Genomic DNA, 12,600 nt, shown 5'->3' with positions numbered 1-12,600 from the left:
TCGACCCCGGTCGGTCCGACCGGCCATGCGGTGTGGCCGAAATTGTTGATCGAAAACTGCAACGCGTTGCTACTTTCCTCGGGATGTGACAGAGGCAACACGACGTCGATCCGGCTGGATCGGCGGCAATCAGCAGGGGATTTCGCGATCGATGACACGCCGCACCAGAACACGCCGGACTCGCGCCACCGTCCGCACCCTCGGACTGCTGACCTGCCTGGCGGTGGGCTTCGTCTCGGTCCCCGGCACGCTGTCGGCGCTGCCCGCGGCGCACGCCGAATCGGCTTATGCCGCATACCTGGATCTGCCGTCGGTCAACGGTGACGGCGTCGGTGGTGGCGGTCTGCATCCGGCGCTGCCGCTCGATCCGGAGCCGTTGCGCGCCGCGCTCGATCAGGCGCGTGCGGCCGGTATCGCGCCCCATCGCTACGCCACACTCCTGCACCAGTACTGGCTGGCGGTGGCGACCCGCAATGCCGATATCGATCTGGCGGGGTGGGATCCGCAGCGCGGAGTGGCCGCCAACAGCCGCACCTTCACCCAGGTGTATGTGAACTATCTGCGGCTCAACAACCAGCACCCGGACTTCTACTGGGTGGGCCTGGCCGGTCTGGCGGGCGGTTCCTTCGCCTCCGGATTCTTCGATATGGGCGATGTGAGCGCCATTGTCAGTGTCCCCGGCGTTCACCAACTCGGCAGCGCCGTCGCCGATCTGCTGCGCGGCACGCCGCCGGAACTGCTGGACGCGCTGCCCTCGGATATTCGGACCCTCGGTGCCGAGGGTGCCCGACTGACCGCCGAGGACCTGGTCTGGTACCAGACGCGGCTGCTCATCATGCAGAAGCACATCTTCCTCGACCAGGTGCCCATGCACGAGGCGTACGCCGCCGAGGGTTTGGCCGGTGTGGAGGAGATGTACCAGGCCGGGGTGCTCGACGAGAACGCCATTCTGGCCTGGCGGGGTCTCGACTCCGGCACCCCCGAGGGATTGGCCGACGCGACGGTGCGCATGACCGACCGCGAACAGAACCAGATCATCGCCGACCAATGGGATGTCACCTCGGGCGGCCGCGGCGCCATGGGTCGGGTCATGACCTATGTCAGCACCATTGCGGGGAAGGCCGCCGTCCCGGGCGTGCGCGCACCGGGCGTCTTCGCGCCCACCACCCTCACCGTGGCGGCCGGTGGCCGCACGCTCTCGCTGCGCACCCCGCTGCCCGACTTCAACTGGGCCGACCGCGCGACCCGCTGGCACTACATCACCCATGACCTGCTGCCCAGCTACCTCGCCATGGTGGCGAATCCGGCGGTCGCGAGACCTGTTCTGGCCGAACCGTTCTCGGACAAGCTGGTACACGGGAGACTGGTGATGCGACTGCCGGATCTGCTGGCGGACGTGTCCTCGCAATGGCAGCTCACCGCGTGATGACCAGGCCGGGCGCGCAATAGGCGCGTGTGGCCGGGTATCCTCGGGATTGCTGAGGACCCGAACGCCGACGAAGGATCCCGGATGCATTGCCCGTACTGCCGACACCCGGATTCGCGGGTGGTCGACTCGCGTGAGGCCGAGGAAGGCACCGCCATCAGAAGGCGGCGTGCCTGCCCGGAGTGTGGGCGACGCTTCAGCACGGTCGAGACCGCGATTCTGTCGGTGGTCAAGCGCAGCGGCGTGAGCGAACCGTTCAGCCGCGAGAAGGTGATCCGCGGTGTCCGCCGCGCCTGCCAGGGCCGCGAGGTCGACGACGACGCCCTCAACCTGCTCGCCCAGCAGGTCGAGGACGCGGTGCGCGCCAAGGGCGCGCCCGAGGTCCCGAGCCACGAGGTCGGCCTGGCCATTCTGGGCCCGCTGCGCGATCTCGACGAGGTCGCCTACCTCCGCTTCGCCTCGGTCTACCGATCCTTCAGCTCCGCCGAGGATTTCGAACGCGAGATCGCCGAGCTACGCAAACACCGCGAAGAGACCGCGGTCGCCGCCGCGCAGAACTGACCCCCCTGACGAGCACCCGCCGCATGGCTGGGCCGATCAACGACCCGACCCTGAGGGGCCGTCGTTCACCGGCGCGGCGGCGGAGCCTTTCGCACGGTGTCGATGGCCTTCTCGATGCGCTTGGCGGACACCGGGTATGGGGTCCCTAGCTGCTGGGCGAAGAGGCTGACGCGCAATTCCTCGATCATCCACCAGATTTCGGTGACATCGCGGCCGGTCTTGCGGGACTCGGGGAGCGCGGCGAGCAGCCGGTCGTAGGCGGCGTGCACGCGGTCGAGTTCGGCCATGGCTTGGCGGTCGCGGTTCGCGGCGGCGGGCAAGGCCTCCAGACGAATCCGCGCCGCCTCCAGGTAGCGCGGCAGTTCGCGCAGTCGGGCGCTGCCCCATTCGGAGACGAAGCCCGGGAAAACGAGGTCGTCGAGCTGATGCGTGACATCGTCGACGGCCTCGCGGTCGCGGGTGTCGGCGAGAGCCGAGCGCACGCGGTGCGCTTCGGCGAGTACCGGCACCACCAGACGCACTGTGCGCGCGACGGTTTCGGTGAACTTCGGCCGCACCTTCTCCACCAGCGCCTGGAACTGTTCCGGACTGCGCACCGGTCCGCCGTTCGCGGCGATGAGCTCGTCGGCGGCACTGGCGCGGCAGTCCTCCAACAGCGCGTCCAGTGATCCGTATGGATTCTGGCTCAGCGCAAGGCGATCCGTCGGTGGCAGTCCCGCGGTGACGGTGCGCGGCGAGGTCGGAATCGCGGAGAGCAGCAATGCCCGGGTGCCCGCGCGCATGGCGGCGGCCTGTTCCCCGGGTGAGCTGAGCACGCGCACGGCGACGCCCTGCTGCTCGGGCACCAGCGCCGGGTACCCGGTGATCGTCTGCCCGCCGACCTGCCGCTTGACCGCCTGCGGCAGCGTGCCGAGCGATTCCGAGGTCCACACCGTGGCGGGCGCGCGTTCGGCGGCGGTATTGGCCCGCGCCACCGACTTCGACACCTGGTCGGCGAGTGTGGTTTTCAGCTCCGCCAGACTCTTGCTGCGCGCGACGATCTCGCCCGCCGGATTGGTGGCGGCGAAGGTCATGCGCAAATGGTCGGGCAGACCGGCCGGGTCGAGATCCCCGGGGGAGATGGTGATCGACCCCAGCTGCGACAGCTCCCGCGCCAGCCCGGTACGCAGCGGTTCGGCGCGCGGGGTGAGCCGCTCCAGGGCCGCCTTCGCGAAGTCCGGTGCGGGAACGACCATGCGCCGCAGCGTTTTCGGCAGCGTCTTGATGAGCGCGACCGCGAGCTCCTCGCGCATGCCGGGCACCAGCCAGTCGAAGCCGACGGCCCGCACATGCGCCAGCTGCGCGACCGGAATATGCGCGGTCACACCGTCATCGGCCTGGCCCGGCTCGAACTGGTAGGTGAGCGGGAAGGTCAGCTCACCTTGCCGCCAACTGTCCGGGTAGGCGGTCGGATCCAGCAGCGCCGCGTCCTCGTTGACAATGGTGGAGGCGGTGAAGTCGAGCAGATCCGGATTCTTGCGCTGCTCCTTCTTCCACCAGCTGTCGAAGTGCCGCACCGACACCACATCGGCCGGTACGCGTTCGTCGTAGAAGCCGAACAGCACCTCGTCGTCGACGAGAATGTCGCGACGGCGGGCGCGGTGCTCGAGGTCGGCGACATCCTCCAGCAGATCCCGATTGCGTTGGAAGAAGGCGTGTTTGGTCTGCCACTCGCCCTGCACGAGGGCATGGCGAATGAACAGCTCGCGGGAAAGCTGCGCGTCGATACGCCCGAAGTCCACCCGCCGCTGCGTCACCAGCGGTACGCCGTAGAGCGTGACCCGCTCGTAGGCCATGGCTGCCCCGCGCTTACTCGACCAATGCGGTTCGGAGTAGGTGCGTTTCACCAAATCCCCGGCCAGCCGCTCGGCCCACTCCGGTTCGATCCGCGCGGCCATGCGCCCCCACAGCCGCGAGGTCTCCACCAGTTCGGCCGCCATGACCCAGCGCGGCGGCTTCTTGGCCAGCGACGACCCCGGGAAGATCATGAACTTGGCATTGCGCGCGCCGAGGAACTCGCGCGACTCCGCTTCGCGCACACCGAGATGCGACAGCATGCCCGCGAGCAGCGCCTGATGGATGGCCGTGGTGTCCCAGGGCAGCGCGTCGTCGGCGGTGGCCGGGGCGGCGGTGCGCTCCTCCACCGTCCAGCCCAGCCCGCGGGTGATGGTGCGCAGCTGCCCGTGCAGGTCCTGCCATTCCCGAATGCGCAGGTAGTGCAGGAACTCGTCGCGGCACATGCGCCGGAACTGGTTGGACGACAACGCCTTGCGCTGCTCGCCCAGGTAATCCCACAGCCGCAGGTAGGCCAGGAAGTCCGACCCCTCCACGGTGAACCGCGCGTGTTTGGTGTCGGCGGCCTGCTGGTGGTCGACGGGTCGTTCGCGCACATCCTGAATCGACAGCGCGGCAACGATTTTCAGTACCTCGGCGAGGGTGCCGTTGCGATTGGCCTCCACTAGCATGCGCGCCATGCGCGGATCCACCGGCAGTTGCGCCATTTCGCGGCCGATGGGGGTGAGTACCAGCCCGGCGTCGGGAATCCCCGGACGCTTGGCCGATTCCTCCTCGGAGCGCCGCCCCAGCGCGCCCAACTCCTCGAGCAGCGCGATGCCGTCGCGAATGGCCCGTGCGTCCGGGGCCTCCACGAACGGAAACCCTTCGATATCACCGAGTCCCAGCGCCGTCATCTGGAGAATGACCGCCGCCAGATTGGTGCGCAGGATCTCCGGTTCGGTGAAGGTGGGCCGCGACTCGAAATCGTCCTCGGAGTAGAGCCGAATGGCGATACCGTCGGCCACACGGCCACAGCGCCCCGACCGCTGTCGCGCCGAGGCCTGCGAAATCGGTTCGATGGGCAGCCGCTGCACCTTGGTGCGCATGGAGTACCGCGAAATACGCGCGGTGCCAGGGTCGATCACGTACCGGATACCAGGCACCGTCAGCGAGGTCTCGGCCACATTGGTGGCCAGCACCACCCGGCGACCGGTGTGCGCGCTGAACACCTTGTGCTGTTCGGCCGCCGAGAGCCGCGCGTAGAGCGGCAGGATCTCGGTGCGCGCGAGCTTCAGGTCGCGCAGCGAGTCGGCGGTATCGCGGATCTCGCGCTCACCGGAGAGGAAGACCAGAATGTCCCCGTCGCCCTCGCGCTGTAGCTCCCGCACCGCGTCGGCGATGGCGTCGGTGGGGTCGCGGTCGACGATCTCGGTGTCCTCGTCGTCCGCGTCGTCGGAGGTGAGCGGAACCTCCAGCGACAGTGGCCGATACCGGATCTCCACCGGATACGACCGCCCCGACACCTCGACAATCGGTGCGGGCGTGCCCTTCTCGTCGCTGAAGTGCCGCGCGAACAGCTCCGGGTCGATGGTCGCCGAAGTGATGATGATCTTCAGATCGGGCCGCTTCGGCAGCAGCTGCTTCAAATACCCCAGCAGGAAGTCGATATTGAGGCTGCGTTCGTGCGCCTCGTCGATGATGATCGTGTCGTAGCGTCGCAGCAGCCGGTCGCGCTGGATCTCGGCCAGCAGAATGCCGTCGGTCATGAGCTTGACCAGCGTGCGATCCGACGCCTGATCGGTGAAGCGGACCGTATAGCCCACCACATCGCCGAGTTCGGTCCCGAGCTCCTCGGCAATGCGCTCGGCCACCGTGCGTGCCGCCAGTCGCCGCGGCTGGGTGTGTCCGATGGTCCCGCGAATCCCGCGCCCGAGTTCCAGGCAGATCTTCGGCAGCTGGGTCGTCTTGCCCGAACCGGTCTCACCGGCCACGATCACGACCTGGTGTTCGGCAATGGCCTTGGCGATATCGTCGCGGCGCGCGGAGACCGGCAGCTGCTCCGGATAGCGGATGGTCGGCACCGCGGTGCGGCGGGTGGCGACGCGCGCGGCGGCGGCGTCGATCTCGGCTTCGAGTGCGGTGAGGTCTCCGCCGCGGACCTTGTCGAGCCGCCGACGCAATCGGTATTCGTCGCGGATCGAGAGATCTGCCAGGCGGGAACGAAGCTCGCGGGAGGTGGCGGCGGTCCTGGTCATTGCATCGACCAGCGTAGCGAAGTCTTTGCCTGGTTTGCCCGTCGGCGGTGGCAGAGGGCGCCGTCACAGCTTGCTCGGCAATAGCCACCCCGGCGAATCAACGCCGTCGCGGGCCCGTCGTATGCGACGATCTTGATCATGATCGCCAGATCAGGAACACCGCTGTGGATTCGGTTGGCGCGGATTGCGTTCGGAGTGCTCGGCGTCGTCGCGCTGGCCTGGATACCGGTGCGCAATATCGATGTGGCCACCTTCTCGGCCGCGAACTACTGGAGCTACTTCACCATCCAGTCCAATGTGCTCGGCGTGCTGGTGCTGCTGATCGGCGGCCTGCGCGACCCGCGATCACATCGCTGGCAGCTGTTTCGCGGCGCGGCCACGCTCTATCTGGTGATCACCGGGATCATCTACGCGGTCCTGCTCGCCGATATCGACGTCATGCTGTCGGACCAGTGGATCAATACCGTCCAGCACCGCGTCCTGCCCATCGTGCTCTTCGTGGACTGGCTCCTGGTCGCCGGGCGACTCGCCGTCAGCGGCCGACTGGTCGGCCTGTGGCTCGTCTATCCCATTGTCTACGGCGTCTATTCGCTCGTGCGCGGCCCGATCGTGGACTGGTACCCCTACCCGTTCCTGGATCCGCGCGGTCAGGGCTACGTCTCGCTGGCACTCGGCCTGGCGATTCTGGTCGTGGTCTTCGCGCTGCTGGCGGTCGCGGTCGCGGCGGTGGACGGACTGCTCGGCGGCTGGATCGGCGCGTCACGCCAGAAGGACGGGAATTCGGTCAGCTCCGACAACACCTCGTCGGCCCCGTAATCCCGCAGCGCCCGCGCGCTGAACCCACCCGTGGCCACGCCCAGGCTGAAGGCGTGCGCGGCCCGCGCGGCATCCACGTCGCCGGGATGATCACCCACGTACACCTCGGCCCCGTGCTCGCGCAGCGCGATGCCCTTCTCGGCGGCCCACAGCCCGCCGCGCACCACATCGACGGGCAGCTCCAGGAATTCCACCGTCGCCACCGTGTCACGGTGATTCTTGGCCGATACCACCATGGTTCGCCCGCCGCTGGCACGAACTGCCTCGATGGCCTCCCGCGCCCCGGGCATGGCCTTGCTGGCCGGAACCGCGATCTCCGGGTACAGCTCCCGATACCGCGTCACCATGGCCGCCACCTCGTCGGCAGGGAACCAGTTCGCCAGCTCCATCTCGAGGGGCGGGCCGAGCCGCGAGGTCACCAGGTCGATGTCGATGGCGACCCCGGTCTCGGCGGCGAGCCGGGCATAACAGGCCCCGATGCCCGCGCGAGTATCGGCCAGGGTCATATCGAGATCGAAGCCCACCATCACGGTCATCAGCGTAGGGACCGGGTCATGAAGACGCTGTCGCCGTCCTCGGTGTAGTGCGCGAACGGGCCGCAGAGCTCGAAGCCGTGCCGCTCGTAGAGGCGGACGGCGGGCAGGTAGAACGCACCGGCCCCGGTCTCGAGGCTCAGCCGTTCGTAACCGCGCGCCACCGCCTCGTTGATGATGTGGCGCAACAGCAGACCGGCTACGCCTCGGCCCCGGAACGCGTCGACCGTGCGCATGGATTTGATCTCGCCGTGCGTGGTGTCGAGCTCCTTCAGCGCGCCGCAGCCCGCCAGCTCCGTACCGTCCCAGACCGACCAGAAGGTGATCTCGGGCATGCGCAGCCCGTCCAGGTCGAGGGCATGCATGCTGCACGCGGGGGAGCTGGCGATCATCTCGGCCAGATGGGCCTCGAGCAGGGCGATCACCGGGGGACCGGTGAGGTCGTCGACAACGATGCGCATGCGGCCAGGCTAGCGGGGTACCGCTGTCGCATGAATTCGTGCCCGAAATCGGGCAGGAAAGTTGTGGCAATCGGTCTCCGAGTGTCTAGGGTGGTCGGCGTGCCCGCAACCGATCCGTCTCGCGACCTGGTTCGCCATGTCGTCGGGTCCACCGGCTTGCCGGTCGCGGTCGCGGCCCGCGTGGTCGCCGATGTCATCGCCTACTTCGGTGAGACCACCGAGGAGTACGTGCGTCGTCGCCATGCCGAGCTGCGCGGGCGCGGACGCAAGAACGCGGAGATCTGGGCGGAGATCGCCGACGAACTGGCCACGCGGCCGGTGCGGGCGGGCGAGCTGACCGAGCGCCAGCTGCGGCGCATGGTCTACGGCTGAACACGAAACGGGAGAGCGTATGTGCGGAATCGTCGGCTATGTCGGCCACAGGGCGGCGACACCGATCATCCTGGAGGGCCTGCGGCGGCTGGAGTACCGCGGCTACGACTCGGCGGGTATCGCCGTGCTCAACCGGGGTCGGATGAAGATCACCAAGGCCGCCGTGCGCGTCGACGAACTGCGCGATCTGGTCGGTGACGGCGGTCCGGGCACCATCGGCATCGGCCACACCCGCTGGGCCACCCACGGGGAGCCGTCGGAGGCCAACGCGCACCCGCACGTCGACGCCGCCAAGCGGATCGCGGTGGTGCACAACGGCATTCTCGAGAACGCCGACGCGCTGCGCGCCAAACTCGGCAGCGCCGGGGTGGCCTTCGTCTCCGAGACCGACACCGAATGCCTCGCGCACCTGATCGCCGCGGCCCTCGACGGCGGCGCGGCCACCCTCGAGGACGCGGTGCGCGCCGCGCTCACCGAGGTGGAGGGCGCGTACGGCCTGGTCGTGCTGGACCAGCGCCACCCGCAGGAACTCGTGGTCGCGCGCAATGGCAGTCCCATCGTGCTCGGCATCGGCGAGGGCGAGATGTTCGTCGCCTCCGATGTCGCCGCGCTGGTGCGCCACACCCAACGCGTGGTCTTCCTCGACGACGGTGAACTGGCCACCCTCACCGCCGACGATTTCCACACCAGCACCCTGCAAGCGCAGCGCACCGCCAAGACGCCCACCACCGTCGAACTCGACGACGCCGACTTCCGCCTCGGCGGCCACGAAGACTTCATGCACAAGGAGATGAGCGAACAGCCCGACGCCATTCGGCGCGCGCTGCTGGGCCGTCTCGACGAGCGTTTCGCCACCTCGCGGCTGGACGGCCTACGCCTGGATCCCCGTGAGCTGCGGGCGATTCGGCGGGTGAAGTTCCTCGGCTGCGGGTCGGCGTACTACGCGGGCCAGCTCGGCGCGAGCTTGGTCGAGGAACTGTCCCGGCTGCCCGCCGATGCCGAACCGGCCTCGGAGTTCCGCTACCGCAATCCGGTGGTCGAGCGCGACACCTTGTATGTGGCGGTCAGCCAATCCGGGGAAACCGCCGACACTTTGGCCGCGGTGCAGGAGCTCAAGCGCAAGGGTGGCCAGGTGATCGGCGTCGTCAACGGCGTCGGCAGCGCCATTGCCCGCGAATGCGGTCGCGGCGTCTTCCTGCATGCCGGGCCGGAGGTCTCGGTGGCCTCCACCAAGGCCGTCACCAATATGAGCGTCTGCTTCGCACTGCTCGCCACCCTGCTGGGCCGGGTCCGCGATCTCGGCGTCGCCGACGGCGCCCGCGTCGTCTCGGCGCTGTCCGCGCTGCCCGACCGGGTCGCCGAGGTGCTCGCCATGGACGCGGAGATCGCCGCCGTGGCACGGCAATTCAAGGATGCCCGCCGCATGTTCTTCATCGGCCGGGTGCGCTGCTGGCCGGTGGCGCGCGAGGGTGCGCAGAAGCTCAAGGAGATCTCCTACATTCACGCCGAGGCGTACCAGGCCTCCGAGCTCAAGCACGGCCCGCTCGCCCTGATCGACCCCGAAATGCCCTCGGTGGTCCTGGTTCCCGACGACGAACTGCTGTCGAAGAACATCGCCACCATCGAACAGATCAAGGCCCGCGGCGGCCCGGTCATCGCGGTCACCAATGCCGAACTCCCGGAAGGCTTGGCGGACGCGGTGATTCGCGCACCCCACACCACCCGCGAGCTCGACCCCATCCTGCTCACGGTGCCGCTGCAGCTGTTCGCCTACCACCTGGCACGCGAGCTGGGCCGCGATATCGACAAGCCGCGCAATCTCGCGAAAAGCGTGACGGTGGAATAGGTTTCGCCAGCACGGCGCTCGTCAGCGCAACGCCAACGCCAGGAAGAAGTCCACTCGATCCTCGAGCCGGGACAGATCGCGCCCGGTGAGCTCCTCGATGCGCTGAATGCGGTAGCGCAGCGTATTGACGTGCACGTGCAGGATCTCCGAACAGCGCGCCCAGGAGCCGGACAGCTCCAGGAACGTCTCCAGGGTGCGCACCAGGTCGGCGCGATTGTCCTTGTCGTAGTTGCTCAATGGATCCAGCAGCCGCACCCGGAACATGCGCCGCACCTCGTCGGGCACGCTGGCCAACAGCAGCATGTGGGTGGCCAGCTCGTCGTGGCGCACGATACTGGTCGGCTGCAACCGTTCGGCGGCCATGCGGCGGGCATAGCGCGCCTCCTCGACCGCGCCGCGCAGCCCCTCGCCGTCGACCGCGCCGCTGATGCCCACCGACAGTCGACTGCCCTGAAGGCCGGGCTCCAAGCCCTCGACGGCACGGTGGATGCGGTCGTCGAGCGAGGATTTCTCGTCCCCGAGCGGAATGAGGAAGATGGCCTCGCCGTCGACCACACCGGCGGCAGGGCTTCGGTCGTACAGGATTTCGCGCAACAAAGAGCGCAATTCCCGCGGTCGGACGGCACCGGAGTCGGCGGTCGCGGCCACCGCGAGATACCGGTCGGCCAGGGCCAGCCCGGTGAGTTCGAGGCGCGAGACGATCTCGGCGGGCTTGCCGTCGGAGACGATGAGCTCGATCAGCTCCTGCGCCAAACGCCCCTCGGCGCTCTGCCGATCGTCCTGGCGGGCGCGCTCCAGTGAGACCACCGCCGCGAGTTCGCCGACCAGCGTGCGGCGCTCCTCGGGCCAGTCCCGGAAGTCGCCCGCGAACACCAGACACCAATCCGCTACCCGCGAGGTGCCGTCGGGATCGACCGCGAACAGTGAATACCGCGTGTCCTCGACGGCCAGCACGTGCGGTAGTCGGCGGGCGGCGAGAAAGGCCGAGCGCAGCACCGACGGCGGCTGCGCGGCCGGACCCGCCACCACCCGCCCGGTCGACGACATCACCCAGCACGGCATGCCGAGCGTGCGTTCCACCAGCTCCAGCACCGAATCCAGACCGTCACCGGAGACCAGTCGGCGGTGCTGGTCCAGGATCGCGGCCAGATCCGCCGCCCGCCCGGTCGAGAGTTTGCGGTTCACATGCTCGGTCACCGTGGCGAACGCGATCTGCTCCGGCACCCGGAACAGCGGAATGCGATGGCGCTGGCACGCCTCGAGCACATCGGCGGGCGGCTCGCCGAACAGCGCGTCACCGGCGGCCAGCCCGGCCACCTTGGCCCGGGCCAGCGCGCCGACGAAGGCCTCGCTGTCGGCGGGTTCGAGCCGCCATTGCAGGCCCGTGAGCACGAGTTCGCCGCCCGAGAGGTAGCGACTCGGGTCCAGCATGTCGGTGGTGACCACCCACCGCACGAATCGGTCGAGCTCGTCTTCTCCGGTGACGAGCTCGAGACCCAGTTCGGTCATGGCGAGCAGGGAGCGCAAACGCATGATTGCCGAGGCTAACAGCCGGTGACCATCGGGTTACCGAACTTGGATGTATCTACAAATCACCCGGTGTGAACTGGGCCACAGGTTCGGAGATCTCGTCCCTGCCGCTCACGCCGCACGGCGGCTGTACTTACCGACAGCAAGCGAAAAGGATGGAGGTCGGATGTCGAGTCGGCTGGAATGGCTCGGGTCGCTGCCCCTCGAAGAAGCCGAGGAGCAGTTGTTCACCTGCTGTGCGTCACGACAGTGGGCGCGCAAGATGGTGGCGAACCGGCCCTACGCCCAGGAGGCGAGCCTGGTCGAGGCCGCGGCGGCGGGGATCGCGGAACTCGCCTGGAGCGAGGTTCTGGAGGCGCTGTCGGCGCATCCGCGCATCGGCGAGCGTGAGGCCGCCCGCACCGCGGCGCTCTCGGCACAGGAGGCCGAGTGGTCGCGGCAGGAACAGTCCGGCGCGGCCACCCCGGACGCCGAGGTCCAGGCCGCGCTGGTCGCGGGCAACCTCGCCTACGAGGAGCGCTTCGGTCACGTCTTCCTGATTCGCGCCACCGGCCGCGGCGCCGACGAGGTGCTCGCCGCCCTGCATCGGCGGCTGCGCAACAGCGTCGAGGACGAGCAGGCCGTGGTGCGCGCCGAACTGACCGAGATCGCCGTCCTTCGAATCCGAAAGCTGTTGGGGCTGTTATGAGTCTGTCGACCCATGTGCTGAACGCGGCGACCGGCCGCCCGGCCGAGGGCATCCCGGTGCGGCTGGAGAGCGCCGACGGCCGCCTGCTGGCCGACGCCCGCACCGATGCCGACGGACGCGTCAAGGACCTGCCCGCCCCCGAATCCGGGCCGCACCGCCTGGTCTTCCACACCGGCGACATCAGCCCCTTCTACCCCTCGGTCACGATCGCGTTCGTGGTCGCCGACCCGGCCGAGCACTATCACGTGCCGCTGTTGCTCAGTCCCTATTCCTTCTCCACCTATCGAGGTAGCTGAA

General features: G+C 68.6%; 10 protein-coding genes and 1 pseudogene. 7 read left to right on the top strand and 4 right to left on the bottom strand.

From position 1 onward, the window contains the following. Nucleotides 1-151 precede the first annotated feature (151 nt). Together ACIBH2_RS08160 and nrdR are read left to right on the top strand one after the other, a co-directional pair. Nucleotides 152-1,426, top strand: a complete 1,275-nt coding sequence (locus ACIBH2_RS08160) for a hypothetical protein (protein WP_397114748.1) — start codon at nt 152-154, stop codon at nt 1,424-1,426. Between the two features lie 84 nt (nt 1,427-1,510). After that, nucleotides 1,511-1,987 carry a transcriptional regulator NrdR gene (gene nrdR, locus ACIBH2_RS08155; protein WP_397114746.1) on the top strand — a complete coding sequence of 159 codons (477 nt, stop codon included), beginning with the start codon at nt 1,511-1,513 and terminating at the stop codon, nt 1,985-1,987. A gap of 65 nt (nt 1,988-2,052) precedes the next feature. Here nrdR and hrpA read toward each other — a convergent pair whose 3' ends face one another. After that, the gene (hrpA, locus tag ACIBH2_RS08150; RefSeq protein ID WP_397114744.1) at nt 2,053-6,057 is read right to left on the bottom strand and encodes an ATP-dependent RNA helicase HrpA; all 4,005 of its coding nucleotides are present in this window, start codon (nt 6,055-6,057) and stop codon (nt 2,053-2,055) included. A 138-nt stretch (nt 6,058-6,195) separates the two neighbouring features. Between hrpA and ACIBH2_RS08145 the strand changes: the two genes are divergently transcribed. Continuing rightward, entirely contained in the window at nt 6,196-6,873 is a 678-nt protein-coding gene (locus tag ACIBH2_RS08145) for a Pr6Pr family membrane protein (RefSeq protein WP_397114742.1), read from the top strand. A gap of 50 nt (nt 6,874-6,923) precedes the next feature. Here ACIBH2_RS08145 and ACIBH2_RS08140 read toward each other — a convergent pair. Beyond that, nucleotides 6,924-7,400 (bottom strand): annotated as a pseudogene (locus ACIBH2_RS08140) (HAD family hydrolase); the annotation flags it as partial. Between the two features lie 8 nt (nt 7,401-7,408). Then, complete coding sequence (locus ACIBH2_RS08135) at nt 7,409-7,867, bottom strand: GNAT family N-acetyltransferase (protein ID WP_397114740.1); 459 nt, start codon at nt 7,865-7,867, stop codon at nt 7,409-7,411. Nucleotides 7,868-7,966: 99 nt separating this feature from the next. On the opposite strand from ACIBH2_RS08135, the gene ACIBH2_RS08130 reads away from it, so the two are divergent. Together ACIBH2_RS08130 and glmS are read left to right on the top strand one after the other, a co-directional pair. Continuing rightward, complete coding sequence (locus ACIBH2_RS08130; protein ID WP_397114738.1) at nt 7,967-8,239, top strand: hypothetical protein; 273 nt, start codon at nt 7,967-7,969, stop codon at nt 8,237-8,239. A gap of 19 nt (nt 8,240-8,258) precedes the next feature. Continuing rightward, nucleotides 8,259-10,085 (top strand): glutamine--fructose-6-phosphate transaminase (isomerizing), encoded by a 1,827-nt coding sequence (glmS, locus tag ACIBH2_RS08125; protein WP_397114736.1) that lies wholly within the window; start codon nt 8,259-8,261, stop codon nt 10,083-10,085. 21 nt (nt 10,086-10,106) lie between these two features. Here glmS and ACIBH2_RS08120 read toward each other — a convergent pair whose 3' ends face one another. After that, a complete protein-coding gene (locus ACIBH2_RS08120; protein WP_397114734.1) occupies nt 10,107-11,618 on the bottom strand; it encodes a PucR family transcriptional regulator in 1,512 nt (503 codons plus the stop codon). 163 nt (nt 11,619-11,781) lie between these two features. Between ACIBH2_RS08120 and uraD the strand changes: the two genes are divergently transcribed. Then, nucleotides 11,782-12,303 carry a 2-oxo-4-hydroxy-4-carboxy-5-ureidoimidazoline decarboxylase gene (gene uraD / locus ACIBH2_RS08115; RefSeq protein ID WP_397114732.1) on the top strand — a complete coding sequence of 174 codons (522 nt, stop codon included), beginning with the start codon at nt 11,782-11,784 and terminating at the stop codon, nt 12,301-12,303. Further along, nucleotides 12,300-12,599 carry a hydroxyisourate hydrolase gene (gene uraH, locus ACIBH2_RS08110; RefSeq protein WP_397114730.1) on the top strand — a complete coding sequence of 100 codons (300 nt, stop codon included), beginning with the start codon at nt 12,300-12,302 and terminating at the stop codon, nt 12,597-12,599. Before uraD ends, uraH begins: the two co-directional genes overlap by 4 nt. Nucleotide 12,600: the final 1 nt, after the last annotated feature.

Origin of the sequence: Nocardia sp. NPDC050406 (assembly GCF_044459025.1) — a bacterium.
GTDB lineage: Bacteria > Actinomycetota > Actinomycetes > Mycobacteriales > Mycobacteriaceae > Nocardia.
The sequence above is the reverse complement of the archived record's forward strand: the minus strand, read 5'-3'. Positions and strand labels throughout refer to the sequence as shown.